General features: G+C 36.4%; 14 protein-coding genes. 6 read left to right on the top strand and 8 right to left on the bottom strand.

Annotated features, from left to right (window positions below):
- The first annotated feature begins 151 nt into the window (after positions 1 to 151).
- From EZJ43_RS00605 to EZJ43_RS00630, 6 genes are read left to right on the top strand one after another with little or no spacing between them, the layout of a single operon-like run.
- Complete coding sequence (locus EZJ43_RS00605; protein WP_133260719.1) at positions 152 to 1663, top strand: tagaturonate reductase; 1512 nt, start codon at positions 152 to 154, stop codon at positions 1661 to 1663.
- 2 nt (positions 1664 to 1665) lie between these two features.
- Positions 1666 to 3312 (top strand): UxaA family hydrolase, encoded by a 1647-nt coding sequence (locus EZJ43_RS00610; RefSeq protein WP_133260720.1) that lies wholly within the window; start codon positions 1666 to 1668, stop codon positions 3310 to 3312.
- A gap of 55 nt (positions 3313 to 3367) precedes the next feature.
- Entirely contained in the window at positions 3368 to 4768 is a 1401-nt protein-coding gene (gene uxaC / locus EZJ43_RS00615) for a glucuronate isomerase (protein ID WP_133260721.1), read from the top strand.
- Between the two features lie 53 nt (positions 4769 to 4821).
- Positions 4822 to 5901 carry a sugar kinase gene (locus tag EZJ43_RS00620; RefSeq protein ID WP_243718011.1) on the top strand — a complete coding sequence of 360 codons (1080 nt, stop codon included), beginning with the start codon at positions 4822 to 4824 and terminating at the stop codon, positions 5899 to 5901.
- Entirely contained in the window at positions 5891 to 6553 is a 663-nt protein-coding gene (locus EZJ43_RS00625; protein WP_207924539.1) for a beta/alpha barrel domain-containing protein, read from the top strand. The genes EZJ43_RS00620 and EZJ43_RS00625 overlap by 11 nt, the downstream gene beginning before the upstream one ends.
- A gap of 21 nt (positions 6554 to 6574) precedes the next feature.
- On the top strand, positions 6575 to 8014 hold the full coding sequence (locus EZJ43_RS00630) for an MFS transporter (protein WP_133260723.1): 1440 nt from the start codon (positions 6575 to 6577) through the stop codon (positions 8012 to 8014).
- Positions 8015 to 8287: 273 nt separating this feature from the next.
- Here EZJ43_RS00630 and EZJ43_RS00635 read toward each other — a convergent pair whose 3' ends face one another.
- From EZJ43_RS00635 to EZJ43_RS00670, 8 genes are all read right to left on the bottom strand, one after another.
- Positions 8288 to 8524: an OmpA family protein gene (locus EZJ43_RS00635; protein WP_133260724.1), complete on the bottom strand. Its 237-nt coding sequence runs from the start codon at positions 8522 to 8524 to the stop codon at positions 8288 to 8290.
- A gap of 119 nt (positions 8525 to 8643) precedes the next feature.
- A complete protein-coding gene (locus EZJ43_RS00640) occupies positions 8644 to 8880 on the bottom strand; it encodes an OmpA family protein (RefSeq protein ID WP_133260725.1) in 237 nt (78 codons plus the stop codon).
- Positions 8881 to 8999: 119 nt separating this feature from the next.
- On the bottom strand, positions 9000 to 9236 hold the full coding sequence (locus EZJ43_RS00645; RefSeq protein WP_133260724.1) for an OmpA family protein: 237 nt from the start codon (positions 9234 to 9236) through the stop codon (positions 9000 to 9002).
- Between the two features lie 119 nt (positions 9237 to 9355).
- Positions 9356 to 11113 (bottom strand): OmpA family protein, encoded by a 1758-nt coding sequence (locus EZJ43_RS00650; RefSeq protein WP_133260726.1) that lies wholly within the window; start codon positions 11111 to 11113, stop codon positions 9356 to 9358.
- 67 nt (positions 11114 to 11180) lie between these two features.
- Positions 11181 to 12149: a hypothetical protein gene (locus EZJ43_RS00655; protein WP_165953053.1), complete on the bottom strand. Its 969-nt coding sequence runs from the start codon at positions 12147 to 12149 to the stop codon at positions 11181 to 11183.
- Between the two features lie 593 nt (positions 12150 to 12742).
- Positions 12743 to 13324 carry a LutC/YkgG family protein gene (locus tag EZJ43_RS00660; RefSeq protein WP_133260728.1) on the bottom strand — a complete coding sequence of 194 codons (582 nt, stop codon included), beginning with the start codon at positions 13322 to 13324 and terminating at the stop codon, positions 12743 to 12745.
- Positions 13324 to 14694 carry a lactate utilization protein B gene (locus EZJ43_RS00665; RefSeq protein WP_133260729.1) on the bottom strand — a complete coding sequence of 457 codons (1371 nt, stop codon included), beginning with the start codon at positions 14692 to 14694 and terminating at the stop codon, positions 13324 to 13326. The genes EZJ43_RS00660 and EZJ43_RS00665 overlap by 1 nt, the downstream gene beginning before the upstream one ends.
- Positions 14694 to 15431, bottom strand: coding sequence for a (Fe-S)-binding protein (locus EZJ43_RS00670; protein ID WP_133260730.1), 738 nt, complete (start codon positions 15429 to 15431; stop codon positions 14694 to 14696). Before EZJ43_RS00670 ends, EZJ43_RS00665 begins: the two co-directional genes overlap by 1 nt.
- Positions 15432 to 15443 lie beyond the last annotated feature (12 nt).

Here is a 15443-nt window from a genome sequence, read left to right on the forward strand (position 1 = left end):
GCGCGCTCATATTTATCTTCTCTTTAATATTCTAAAAGCGTAAACTTGTTAAAAACAATAACCAAATATAATCTATCATTATTCAGTTAAAAGTTGTACCTAAACCCAAAGCGGGTTTTAGCCAACGGAATTAAATACTAAGTAAAATAAAATGATTTTAAGCAAACAAAATTTAAACAACATTGATGGTAATTTGGTTGCTAAGCCAAATTTAGATGTTTTGGCCTTGCCAGAAAAGGTAATCCAATTTGGAACCGGCGTTTTATTACGTGGTTTGCCAGATTATTTTATTGACAAGGCAAACAGACAAGGGATTTTTAATGGTCGGGTTTTAGTGGTAAAATCTACTTCTACAGGTATTACAGATGCTTTTGCTACGCAAGATAATTTATACACAGTTTGTGTTAAGGGTATCGAAAATGGCGAAAACTTTGAAGAATATATAATAAATTCATCTATTAGTAGGGTATTATCTGCTTCTGCAAATTGGGCAGAAATTTTAAAAGCTGCGCACAATCCTGAAATGCAGATTGTAATTTCTAACACAACAGAAGTTGGTATTATAATGAGCGAGGATAAAATTACCGAACAGCCTCCACGCTCATATCCAGGTAAGTTATTGGCTTTTTTATTCGAAAGATTTACAGCTTTTAACGGTTCTGCAGAAAGTGGAATGGTAATTTTGCCTACTGAACTTATTAGTGATAATGCAGATAAACTTAAAGAAATTTTGTTAGAATTGGCCATCGCAAATAAATTGAGTTGGGATTTTATTCAATGGTTAAAAACAGCAAATCACTTTTGTAAAACTTTGGTAGATCGTATTGTGCCAGGCAAATTGCCTGCAGATACTCAAAAACAAACAGAAAATTTATTGGGCTATACCGATGAACTGATGATTATGGCCGAACCATTTAGATTGTGGGCTATAGAATCGCCAAAAGAAAGCGTGCAGGAAATTCTTTCATTCGCTTCCGCTGATAAAGGTATTTTTATTGTGCCGTCAATTAGTAAATTTAAGGAACTAAAATTGCGCTTACTTAATGGCACGCATACTTTAAGCTGCGGATTAGCACTTTTATCGGGCTTTTCTACCGTAAAAGAAGCCATGGCCGATGAACATTTTGCCAATTACGTTTCGAGGTTGATGAACGAAGAAATTGCGCCTTCGGTGGTAAATGAAGATATAACTTTAAAAGAAGCGATTGAATTTGCAAATAGCGTTATCGATCGCTTTAGCAATCCATTTTTAGATCATCAGTGGAAAGCAATTACGTTAAACTATACCTCAAAAATACAGCTGCGCAACATTCCTTTAATTCGTAAATATTACAGCTTAAATGCACAGGCGCCATCATTAACAGCTTTGGGTTTTGCTGCTTATTTAGTATTTATGGATACTCAAAAAGACGGCGAAACATTCGTTGCAAATGTTAACGGCGAGGCTATTCCAACTCAAGATGAATCTGCAGAAATTTTACACAATTACTGGCGTAATCCGGATACGGCATTAGATTTAATTTTGGGCGATAGACGCTTGTGGGATAAAAATTTAAATAACTACGAAGGCTTCGCACAAAAAGTTAAACATTACGTTTCTTTACTGAGAAATGAAGGTGGTAAAGAAATATTAAATCGCTTATTTTTAGAACAGAAAGTTTAACAATTATGACTAGGATTCTTAAAATTCATCCTGCAGATAATGTTTTGGTGGCTTTGCAAAACTTGGCAAAGGGCGAAACTGTGGTGCATGATGAGGCGCAATACGTTTTATTAGACGATATAAATGCTAAACATAAATTCTTTATGCAGGATATGAATATTGGCGATCCAATATTTATGTACGGCGTATTGGTTGGCAAAGCGCAATATTTTATCCCGAAAGGAAGTTTAATGAATACGGATAATACCAAACATGCTTCTGAACCTTTTGAGTTTAAGCCGTACCATTTTGAGTGGAAAGCGCCCGATGTTTCTAAATATAAAGACCGCACTTTTAATGGCTATCACCGTGCTGATGGACGCGTAGGAACTGCAAATTATTGGTTATTTATTCCAACTGTGTTTTGCGAAAATCGCAATTTGGATGTTATTCGAGAGGCTTTGCACAATGAACTTGGTTATGCCGTAACCGAGAAATATAAATCGTACACCCATCAATTGGTTGAGGCTTATAAGCACGGAGAAATTCTTGCTGAAGCAAATCAAATGTCTATCGGGCAATCAGAGCATAATACCGATAGGGTTTTTAAAAATGTTGATGGTATAAAATTTCTAAACCATCAGGGCGGTTGTGGTGGCACTAGGCAAGATGCAGCAGTTTTGAGCAAGCTTTTGGCCGCTTATGCCGATCATCCGAACGTTGCCGGCGTAACCGTTTTAAGTTTAGGATGCCAAAACTTACAGGTGAATGATTTTATGATCGATTTAAAACACCGTAGTCCGAATTTTGATAAACCACTGTATATTTTTGAGCAACAACAAGCGCAAAGCGAAGAACAGCTTATTAAAGAGGCAATACGGAAAACATTTATCGGTTTAACCGAAGTTAATAAAATAAAGAGACAACCTGCGCCACTAAGCAAATTGGTTGTTGGTGTTAAATGTGGTGGCAGCGATGGTTTTAGTGGAATTAGTGCAAACCCCGCAGTAGGCTACACATCAGATTTGGTTGTGGCTTTGGGCGGTACAGTTCTACTTGCCGAGTTTCCAGAGCTTTGTGGTGCCGAGCAACAAATAATCGACCGAACAAAAGACGAAGGGGCAGCCCGGAAATTTATAGAACTGATGACCGCTTATGGCAATGCGGCCTTAAATGTAGGATCGGGTTTTCACATGAATCCATCGCCTGGAAATATTAAAGACGGCTTAATTACCGATGCCATAAAAAGCACTGGCGCGGCCAAAAAAGGCGGTACATCACCAGTGGAAGATGTTTTAGATTATACCGAACCAGCGACAAAAATCGGTTTAAATTTAGTTTGTACGCCCGGTAATGATGTAGAAGCAACTACTGGAAAAGCAGCATCGGGCGCCACGCTAATTTTATTTACTACAGGTTTGGGCACGCCAACGGGTAACCCAATTTGCCCCACCATTAAAGTGGCTACTAACAATGCCTTGGCAAAGCGCATGAGCGATATTATAGATATTAACTGTGGACCGGTAATTGAAGGCGAAAAAACCATTGAAGAAATGGGCGAAGACATTTTAGAGTATTGCATAAAGGCTGCAAGTGGAGAAGTTATTCCAAAAGCTGTATTGCTAAACCAAGATGATTTTATCCCTTGGAAACGTGGTGTAAGTCTTTAATTAAAAGGTTTTCGCCAACTAATAGTACAAAAATTACATTTAGACCTAATAAAAAATGAAAAGTTTTTTAGACGAAAATTTTCTCCTTCATACCAAAACAGCAGAAAAGCTTTACCACGATTTTGCCAAGCAAATGCCGATTATCGATTACCATAATCATTTAATGCCTGATCAAATTGCGAACGACTTTCAATTTTCGAGTATAAGTGAAGTTTGGCTTGCTGGCGATCATTACAAATGGCGAGCAATGCGTGCAAATGGTGTAAATGAAAAATACATTACGGGAAATGCATCCGAGTTTGAGAAATTTGAAAAATGGGCAGAAACCGTTCCTTATACATTGCGCAATCCTTTATACCATTGGACACATTTAGAGCTGCAACGCTATTTTGGCATCACCGATATTTTATCGAGTAAAACTGCACGTGCAATTTATGATGAATGTACGGCAAAATTACAAACGCCCGAATATTCGGTTCGAGGTTTAATGGCAAAAATGAATGTGGAGGCTGTTTGTACAACCGATGATCCGTTAGACAGTTTAAACTTTCACCAACAACTAAAAAATGAAGGTGTTGCTGTTAAAATGTTGCCAGCATTTCGTCCGGATAAAGCCATGAACAGCGATAACATTAAAGGTTTAAATGAATATATTGATAAATTAGAAACGGTTGTTGGTAAAAATATCACCTCTTTTCAGGATTACTTAGATGCTTTGAAAAGTCGCCATGATTATTTTGGCAATAACGGGTGTTCGGTGTCTGACCATGGTTTAGAGCAAATTTATGCCGAAGATTATACTGAGTCAGAAATCACATCAATTTTTGAAAAAATCCGTAACAATAAAGATATTTCCTATCAGGAAAACCTACAATTTAAATCGGCAATGTTGGTTTATTTTGCAGTGTGGAACCACGAAAAAGGTTGGGTGCAACAATATCATCTAGGTGCTTTGCGAAACAACAACACCCGAATGTTAGCCCAATTAGGGCCTGATACGGGTTGGGATTCGATAGGTGATTTTAGCCAAGCGAGAATGCTTTCTAAATTTTTAAACCGTTTGGATGCCGATAATAAGTTAACAAAAACCATTATCTACAATTTAAACCCTGCGGATAATGAAGTGGTTGCGGCCATGATTGGTAATTTTAACGATGGTTCTGTTGCTGGTAAAGTTCAGTTTGGTTCTGCTTGGTGGTTTTTAGATCAAAAAGATGGAATGACAAAGCAAATTAACGCATTATCAAATATGGGTTTGTTGAGCAGAATGGTGGGAATGCTTACCGATTCTAGAAGTTTCTTATCCTTTCCGCGCCATGAATATTTTAGGCGCATTGTTTGTAATTTATTTGGCGATGATGTAGAAAATGGAGAATTACCTAACGATATTGATTGGATAGGGAAAATTGTTCAAGATATTTCTTACTTTAACGCAAAAAACTATTTTAATTTTTAATTCGGTTAATTTAGTGTGGTGCGGCTTAAGCATTTAATTGGTTTACCTCCACCTTGGCTAAAGAAGCGAAAAACATCGAAATGATTAACCAAATACCCAATAAAACAAAAGGTAAAGTATTAAGCTTTGGCGAATTGCTCTTACGCATTTGCCCCGATATGGATGGCCAGTGGCTAAAAGAAAATAAACTTCCTTTTTACATCGGCGGTGCCGAACTAAATGTGGCTACGGCACTTGCATTATGGAATGTACCTTCTACTTATTTATCTGCCGTTCCTGATAATTCAATTACGAAAGATATTATTGAGTTTCTAAATAAACAGCGCATCGATACTTCCTCAATGGTTTATCATGGCGAAAGGCTAGGTTTATACTATCTTCCGAAGGGAAAAGATTTAAAAAATGCAGGTGTAATTTACGATAGGGCACATTCTGCTTATGCCGAATTAAGTGTAGGCCAAATTAATTGGGATGTTGTTTTTGAAGGCGTAAGCTGGTTTCATTTTAGTGCAATTTGCCCTGCCATAAGCCAAAATATTGCTGATGTTTGTTTAGAGGCCTTAAAAGTTGCCGGTGCAAAAGGCATCGAGATTTCGTTAGATCTTAATTTTCGCTCTAAGCTTTGGAAATTTGGTAAAGACCCGATTGAGGTTTTGCCCGAATTGGCTAAGTATTGCACGTTGATAATGGGCAATGTTTGGGCGGCAAACAAAATGTTGGGCACATCCTTACACGATGATTTAACTGCGTTAGAAAATTATGAAAAACAAACGCTAATTGATCAATCGGCAGATACTTCAAAAAAAATTATCGAAAAGTTTCCTTCATGTACGCGGGTTGCAAATACATTTAGGTTCGATCATGGTAGAGGCATTAAATATTATACTACGCTATATGCCAATGATGAATTGTTCGTTTCGCCGGAGTATGTATCAGAAGAAATATTAGATAAAGTGGGTAGTGGCGATTGTTTTATGGCCGGGTTGATTTATGGTTTTTATAACGATAAACCTATGCAAGAAATTTTAGATTTTGCCACGGCAGCAGCCTACGATAAGCTTTACATTGCGAGCGATGCCACCACGAGTACAGTAACAGAAATAGAAAAAAGAATGATACACCATGATAAGTAATAAACATAAAATATTAGATGCAATTTTGGAGCAAGGGATGTTGCCTTTGTTTTATCAAGACAGCGAAGAGGGAAGTGTAGAAATTCTACGCACGTTGTATAAAGCAGGCGTTAGGGTTTTCGAATATACAAATCGTGGTAAATCGGCTTTGCCGAACTTTAAAAAATTGGTAGAGATACGCGATGCAGAAATGCCCGATCTTTATTTGGGAATTGGTACGATAAAAACACCTGCAGATGCAAATGCTTTTATTCAAGCCGGAACTGATTTTATTGTTGCACCGATTGTTAATGCGGAAGTGGCAGATATTGCGAATAAAATTAATATGCTTTGGATACCCGGTTGTATGACGCCGACTGAAATTAGCATTGCACAGGCTAACAAAGCCATGTTAATAAAAATATTCCCTGCAAATATTTTAGGTCCCGATTTTATTTCATCTATTAAAGATTTATTTGCCGGCCAGTTATTTATGCCAACCGGAGGTGTAGAAATTGATGAAAATAATTTAAAAACTTGGTTTAAAGCTGGTGTTTGTGCCGTAGGTATGGGCAGTAAATTAATTAGCAAAGATGTAATGAGCAAAGGCTTATATGAGGAACTTTTCGATAGTACCAAATTAGCGTTAGCGTTAATTAAAAAAAGTAAATAAATACAGTTAACCTAACCAAAAATGGAGCAGAAAAAAACGAGTAAATACAGATGGACGATATGCTTTCTACTGTTTCTTGCAACTACAATAAATTATTTAGATAGGCAAGTACTGTCGTTAACTTGGTCTGATTTTATTAAACCAGAATTTCATTGGGATAATAATGATTACGGAAATATTACCGCACTTTTTTCTATTTTTTATGCTTTTGCAATGCTTTTTGCGGGTAGGCTGGTTGATAAACTCGATACCAAAAAAGGCTTTTTATGGGCAATTGGTATTTGGTCGGTAGGTGCTTGTTTACATGCATTTTGTGGTATTGCTACATCAGGAATATTAACAGGCCATTGGTTAGTTAGCTTTGAAGGTGCTAAAGAGGCAATTTCGGTGGTAAATAACACGGGAATGATTGTTTCGGTAAGTGTTACATTGTTCATTTTTGCCCGTTTTGTGTTGGCAGTAGGCGAAGCTGGAAACTTTCCTGCTGCGATTAAAGCAACTGCAGAATATTTTCCTAAAAAAGATAGGGCATTTGCAACTAGTATTTTTAATGCAGGGGCAACTGTTGGTGCTTTAGCTGCGCCAATATCTATTCCGTTTATTGCAAAGGCTTATGGCTGGGAAATGTCTTTTATCATTATCGGCGCATTGGGTTTTGTTTGGATGGGCTTTTGGGTATTTGTTTACAATAAACCCGAATTGCATAAAAGAGTTACAGCAGATGAATTGGCCTACATTCAGCAGGATGTAATTAACGATCGAAAATTAGATAATTATGTGGAGGAAACCACAGAAAAAGTTTCGTTTATCGATTGCTTTAAATACAAACAAACATGGGCTTTTGCATTCGGTAAATTTATGACAGATGGTGTGTGGTGGTTCTTTTTATTCTGGACACCCGCTTATTTAAAAGCTGTTTACGGAATGGATTCTACAGATAGCGCATTTCCATTATTTGTACTTTATATGATTACTTTACTTTCGATTATTGGTGGTTGGTTACCAACTTATTTTGTGGAGAAAAAAGGTATGAACCCTTATGAAGGTAGAATGAGAGCCATGTTAATTTTTGCATTTTTTCCGCTGTTAACACTTATTGCACAACCATTAGGTCACATTACGTATTGGTTGCCAATTATTATTATTGGTATTGCAGGTGCAGCACACCAAGCATGGTCGGCAAATATTTTTTCTACCATTGGCGATATGTTTCCTAAAAAAGCGATTGCAACCATTACAGGTATAGGCGGAATGGCGGGTGGTATTGGTGCTTTTATTATTAATAAAGGATCCGGATTATTATTCGATTATACCGGAAATAACCACATTGTTTTTATAGGTTTTAAAGGAGAAGAAGCTGGATATTTCATCATATTTTCTATCTGTTCGGTATGTTATTTAATTGGCTGGACGGTAATGAAATCTCTTGTACCTAAATATGAGGTTGTTAAATTGGCATAAATTAAGGATAATTAGATTCTTCTGAATAATCTGGAGGTTAATCGCTTGGTTTTAACCTATAAAAAAGAAGTCAAGTTTTAAAAACTTGACTTCTTTCATTTATAATAACCTAATGCGCACTTATTGAGAAATCAATTTGAATTCTGTGCGTCTATTTTGTTAATGTTGTGGGTTTATACATTTTATAACAGGTTTAGATTCTTTTTAACCTATAAAAAAGAAGTCAAGTTTTAAAAACTTGACTTCTTTAATTTTTGATAACCTAATGTGTACTTATTGAGAAATCAATTTGAATTCTGTACGTCTATTTTGTTGATGTTGTGCTTCTGTACATTCCACACAATCTACAACAGGTTTAGATTCTCCGTAACCTTTTGCAATCATCCTGCCTCTATCTATTCCTCTGTTAATTAAATAACTAACTACAGATTGTGCTCTTTTTTGCGACAACTCTAAATTGTAATCTCCACTACCTCTTGAATCTGTAAAGGATGAAATCTCAATTTTGATATAATGATAATTAGTTTCTTCTGAATAATCTGGAGGTTAATCGTTTGGTTTTAACCTATAAAAAAGAAGTCAAGTTTTAAAAACTTGACTTCTTTCATTTTTGATAACCTAATGTGCACTTATTGAGAAATCAATTTGAATTCTGTACGTCTATTTTGTTGATGTTGTGCTTCTGTACATTCCACACAATCTACAACAGGTTTAGATTCTCCGTAACCTTTTGCAATCATCCTGCCTCTATCCATTCCTCTGTTAATTAAATAACTAACTACAGATTGTGCTCTTTTTTGCGACAACTCTAAATTGTAATCTCCACTACCTCTTGAGTCTGTAAAGGATGAAATCTCAATTTTGATATAAGGATAATTAGATTCTTCTGAATAATCTGGAGGTTAAGCGCTTGGTTTTAACCTATAAAAAAGAAGTCAAGTTTTTAAAACTTGACTTCTTTCATTTTTGATAACCTAATGTGCACTTATTGAGAAATCAGTTTGAATTCTGTACGTCTATTTTGTTGATGTTGTGCTTCTGTACATTCCACACAATCTACAACAGGCTTAGATTCTCCGTAACCTTTTGCAATCATCCTGCCTCTATCTATTCCTCTGTTAATTAGATAGCTAACAACAGATTGTGCTCTTTTTTGCGATAGTTCTAAATTGTAATCTCCACTACCTCTTGAATCTGTAAAGGATGAAATCTCAATTTTGATATAAGGATAATTAGATTCTTCTGAATAATCTGGAGGTTAATCGCTTGGTTTTAACCTATAAAAAAGAAGTCAAGTTTTTAAAACTTGACTTCTTTAATTTTTGATAACCTAATGTGCACTTATTGAGAAATCAATTTGAATTCTGTACGTCTATTTTGTTGATGTTGGGCTTCTGTACATTCCACACAATCTACAACAGGTTTAGATTCTCCGTAACCTTTTGCAATCATCCTGCCTCTATCTATTCCTCTGTTAATTAAATAGCTAACTACAGATTGTGCTCTTTTTTGCGACAACTCTAAATTGTAATCTCCACTACCTCTTGAATCTGTAAAGGATGAAATCTCAATTTTGATATTTGGATTATCATTCAAAAAGGAAATCAACTTTTGCAAATCGCTTGATGCATCTTCACGGATATCCGTTTTATCCAAATCATAATAGATCTTTTTTAATACAATTGCTTTACCAACTTCTACACGCTCAATACCCAATTCTAACTGTACATACAGCGTTTGACTACGCGTTAAGCCCTTGGTAGAAACCCGTTCGATGTTTGAGATGTAATTTGCTTTTTTACCAACCAATTCATAATCGGTATTTTGCTCTAATTGGTAACTAAATTTGCCAGTAGAATTTTGAGAAGTAGCCATTTTCACTGTACTTCTACTTAAGTCTTTTAATGTTGTACTCACGCCACCTTCTGGGGTTTTGGTTCCTAAATTAATTGCAGTACCAACAACGGTAAAACGTGGGTCGTTGTGAATTAAAGTTACATCCGCTTTTTGGTTAGAACTGTTAATGTTTACAGTTTGCGTGTTTGTTGCAATATCATGTAAAGTGCCTTTTACCACATAATCTGCTGCTTTAATTTTCTGGAATATTGCTTGTCCGTTTATATCAGTTTTGGCTGTTAGGTTGTTGCCACCGGCATTAGTAACCATCACATCCACATCATGCAAAGGTTGGTTTGTTAATTCATCTTTAACAAAAACGGTTAATGTGTTGTAGCCTTTTTGTTTTTTAACGTGAGTTTGATTGCCAAAAATTCTATAGCTAATACCCGCCGATGCACCTAAAGAAGAAAGTGCGCTTAAACCAAAGGTCGGTTTAATAGTGGCGTAAACTGGAGGTGTAGATCCTGTATAATCTTGCGTATTATATAGTGCTTTACTACCTTGATAATACATGTAATACGCGGCAACATTTGCACTTAAATTATCGGTAATGGTGTAACTGATACGCGCTTGCGCTTTGGCAGTTAAAATATATTCTTTATCGTATCCTTTATGATAAAATACACCTTCGTTTTCAGGATTAGAATTTCCGGTAACCGTTGAAGCATTCACTGCATCTCCGCCTCTTGATAGAAATGGATTTAAAATGGGTCTAACTGCTTTTGTGCTATATTCTAGCATTGATCCATCGGTACGGGTTACACCACCACGTAGATTTAATTCTGCAGTCCATTTGTTATCAACGGTTTGGTATTTAAAATCAGGACCAATACCTGCAAAAATTCTCGTTAATTTCGTGGCATTTGCTTGTATGTTGTAATCCGTTCCTAAAATGTAAGGTTGAGCAGTCATATAAGTGGTAAAATCATTTGCTGCGGTATATTCAGGTTTTTGATTCTGCAAAAAATCTACATCAATACCAGCGCCTAACCAATTCCAATATTTATCGAACGATGCACCTGCGTTAAAACCTTTTAAATTTTTCGAAGCAAAATTTGAAAAATCATGCTTTTGTGCAACATCGTATCCACCTCTAATCGAGATTTGACTAAAACTTTTTGATGTATTTGTTGCTTTTTCTTGCGCCAGGCTACTTAAGCTAAGTAACAAAGTGGCTAAAAATAAATATGCGTATTTCATAATGGTATATTTTAAATTTTAGTGAAAGTGTTTTAAATTATGCTATCGAACCGATAGCGTAGTTATTTTAGTTATTAATAGAATCTAAGTAAGCAGAAACGTCTGTTGCGTTGGCAACTTGTGGGGTAATGGCGATATTCATATTTGTGGTAAACGTAACCGCAGGCATTACTTTAAAAAGTATTTTACCATCGGCAGTTTTACCGATACAAATTACATCTGCTATACTACCTTCTGCTATGCTATTGCTATAGCTTTGAAAAAATCCTGGCGATGGTGGAAGCGTAATCACAGTGTTGATATCGCGATAAACCAATATAGCTTGTATGTTACTTGCGCCAGCAAAGGCAGAAAGATCTGGTGTTACTTTGATGGTTGTTTTTACTCCAGGTTGGTTGTAAAGTCCGTCGCAATTTACCCATCTAAACTGTGGTATTTGGAAAATGTAGCTGTTTGTACCATTGCCAAAAGGATAGTATGATGCAGATGTCCATGCAGAAGGTGGATCAGTTGCTGGTGTAGATGTTGTGTTATCAGGTAAAAATAATTGTAAATCTTGTTGTTTAACCCTTGGCTTTATTACTTCGCCCATAATCACAGCTTTAGGGTCTTGATTTGGTTCTCTCATAATTGGAGCAGGCAATAAATTGGCGCCATTATCTTTACGTTGAACCTTAATATCCAACATACCGCCAGAAACTAAAATGTTGTTGACTGTTGTCGCGGATAAGCCTTCAGTTAACCAGTCAGATTTTTTTAAAGCTTCTTTTATGGTAATTGTTGCATCGCCACTAAAAGGAGAACCATCTCCATTTACTAAAGCATTTGCTGGGAATGTAATTTTCGAACCGCCAGTTCCAATAATAGTTCCGCCTGTGGCACCATTAATTGTAAATACTTGCCCTTTAATTTTGTATTTCGCCATTAGGGCATCAAAAGAGTTTGTATTGTCAATTAGTTTATCGTCTTTTCTACAGCTCGTAAATAAAGCAGTTAATACTATAAAAACTGCTATGGGTTTAAGTAAATTTTTCATCATTTTTCGCTTAATATGTGGTTGTTTTCTTATACATAAACCCACATTGAAAAATGTTACCCCCTTTAATTAAAAAAAAATAAAATATTATTGAGAAAGGCAAAGGGGTGACGATTTGAGAAGTTTGTTTCGACAACAGAAAGCCTAATTAGGCAACTCACAATTACTCACATGGTTGGATTTGATCGTAATCGAGTTTTCATCGCCATTGGCGGATAAACGATAGCAAACCGATTTGCCACCTTGAAATAACGGATATTTATTTCCAAGAAAAATTATTTGATGACGATAGAGGGAAAATAAACTTTTGTGGTTTGGCGAAAGTGATTTAAGCACAAAGCAATTCCGCTCTTGAGAGATTCTCGACGGACGGTGTGGTTAACAAGTCCAGTAACCTTATTTATTTTATAAAATTTAGGTTCAAATATTATCGCAAAAGAAGACCCAGCTTAAAAATTAGGAGGTGTTGATTTTAGGTTAAATATTAAATTTATAAATATTAATATTAATGCAAGCTAAAAATGATAGTCAGTAAAAATTCATTTTAACTTCTCATGGCAGTTAAAATGCCAGAATGTAAAAGCTCATTAATACTAACCGATTAAACAAACTTTTAAACTTCGTGGGCCGTGGGCACCAATAACCAAACTTTGTTCAATATCTGCTGTTTTGGATGGCCCAGCCAAGAAGGTTCCATAACCAGTTTTCGATACATCTATATTTTGATATGCGTGATGCATAGTTGGAACAATTAAATTTTTATCCAATACCAACACTAAATGCTCACATATAATTGGCAAAACTCGATTAACCATTGCCTCTTCATCAAGCCAAATGGAGCCGTTTTCGGCTACGCCAAGCTTTCCTCTAAAATAAGCCGTATGTACCCTTTCCAAATCAAGCGAGTGCACTTTACTTAAGCTTAGCTTTTCAGCTTCGCTCATATTTAAAGTATTGATATTGTATGTTTCATTAGGCTCCAAACTTATATTTTTCGCCAAATCTTCTTCAGTAGGATACAAAAATACCGCTCCGCCAATTTTTTCAACAACGGATATAAATTGCGTAATCAAGTCGGGGTAGGTAATTAAATCATTAAAATCAATATTTGGCAATGGCACCAAGGTTGGTTTATTTTGCTTCACCTTAGCTAATATTTCTGCTCTCGAACTCATTACTTTTGTTGTTTTTTAAACCAATCTCTAAAACTTTCTTTTGGTGCTTCTGGCATATCGCGTTGCTTATACCAAGGGTTAAGCTTGTTGTTTACAAAAAATGGGAACCATTTAATCGTCTTCCTACCAATCGAACCCAGCAAACGGTAAAGACGAGGGTGCGCGAAAACCATTGCCATTCCACCCATGCCTATTTTTTTGGTGGTAGTAACATAGCCCTCGTTTACAAGCACTTGGCGCCATTTCCAAAGTTGCTCATGGATATCAATTTTAACCGGACAAACATTACTGCACGAGCCACAAAGGGTAGATGCGAATGGTAAATCGGCGTTGGCTCTCATATCCAAATTCGGGCTCAAAATAGAGCCGATCGGACCGGCAACAGCGGTATGGTAACTGTGTCCGCCACTTCTGCGGTAAACCGGGCAGGTATTAAAACATGCCGCACAGCGGATGCACTTTAACGAATTTCTAAAATCTGCTCGTCCTAATTGCCTACTTCTGCCGTTATCAACAATTACAATATGCATTTCTTGGCCCGGCCTTGGTTTATTAAAATGGCTCGAATAGGTTGTTATTGGTTGGCCGGTTGCACTTCGGGTTAACAGCCTTAAAAATACAGCAAGGTGTTCTGCCTTCGGGATGATTTTTTCCATGCCCATACAAGCGATATGGATTTTTGCAGTGTTTACACCCATATCGGCATTGCCTTCGTTTGTGCAAACCACAAAACCACCCGTTTCTGCAACCGCAAAATTTACGCCTGTTATTGCCAATTCAGATTCTACGAAATGATTACGTAAATGTTGGCGAGCGGCTTCTGTTAAATACTGCGGATCGTTATTTCCTTTTTCGGTATTTAAATGTTTATGAAAAGTTTCGCTAACATCCTGCTTTTTTAAATGGATTGCTGGCAAAACAATATGGCTTGGTGCTTCATTACGGAACTGTACGATGCGTTCGCCCAAATCTGTATCAACCACAGCAATACCCTTTTGAATTAAAAATTCATTCAAATGGCATTCTTCGGTTAGCATACTTTTACTCTTTACAATCTTTTCAAATTTGTTATCGGTAATAATTTTATGAATAATTTGATTGTGTTCTTCAGCATCTTTTGCCCAGTGAATTTTTATTCCATTTGCTTGCGCATTTGTTTCGAAATTTTCTAAGTATTCATCTAAATTCGAAAGCGTATGGTTTTTAATTTGCGAACCCCATTCCCTAAGTTCTTCCCACTCGGGTAAGGTATGGGCAGCTAAATCTCTTTTCTGCCTAACAAACCAAAGGGTTTCATCATGCCAATCGGTTCTTGGCTCGTCTTTTATAAATTCTTCGGCTGCGGTTGCGTGGTTTTTTAAATTTTCCATTATACGGTATGATTTAAAATTTCGGCAATATGGATGGTTTTAACTCTGCTATTTTGCCTTTTTAAAATGCCTTCTAAATGCATTAAACAACTTACATCTCCGGCAGTAATATATTCAACATCGTTGGCTTCGTGTTCTTTAACTCTATCTTTTCCCATTTTAACGCTCACTGCTTCTTCAAAAACGCAAAACGTACCGCCAAATCCGCAACATTCATCCGGTCGCTCAGGTGTTAGCAGTTGTAGGCCTTTAACTTGCATCAGCAATTGCTCAGGTTTGGAGAAAGGCTTATCCATCGTTTCAGTCATCGAACTTAGGTGTAAACCTCGCTGCCCGTGGCAACTAATGTGCATGCCAACTCGATGTGGAAAAGTAGATTCTAAATTAGTAACCTTTAATATATCAACTAAAAACTCAGTGAGTTCGTAAATACTATTTCTTATTTTTTTTGCTTCTTCAGGATTTTGTTCATCCTTTAAATGATCTTTAATGTGTAAAACACAGCTTCCTGATGGTGCAACAATGTAATCGAACCCTTTAAAATTTTCGACAAAGTTTTTATCGCAACCAGTGGTTGTTGCACTAAAACCGCTATTGGCCATGGGCTGGCCGCAACAGGTTTGATTTAAAGGAAATGCTACATCGCAACCTAATTTTTTTAACAATTGATAGGTTGCAATACCAACATTTGGGTAAAATTGATCTATATAACAAGGAACAAAAAGTGCTACTTTCATTTGTATATATTT

Origin of the sequence: Pedobacter changchengzhani (genome assembly GCF_004354365.1) — a bacterium.
Lineage (GTDB): Bacteria > Bacteroidota > Bacteroidia > Sphingobacteriales > Sphingobacteriaceae > Pedobacter > Pedobacter changchengzhani.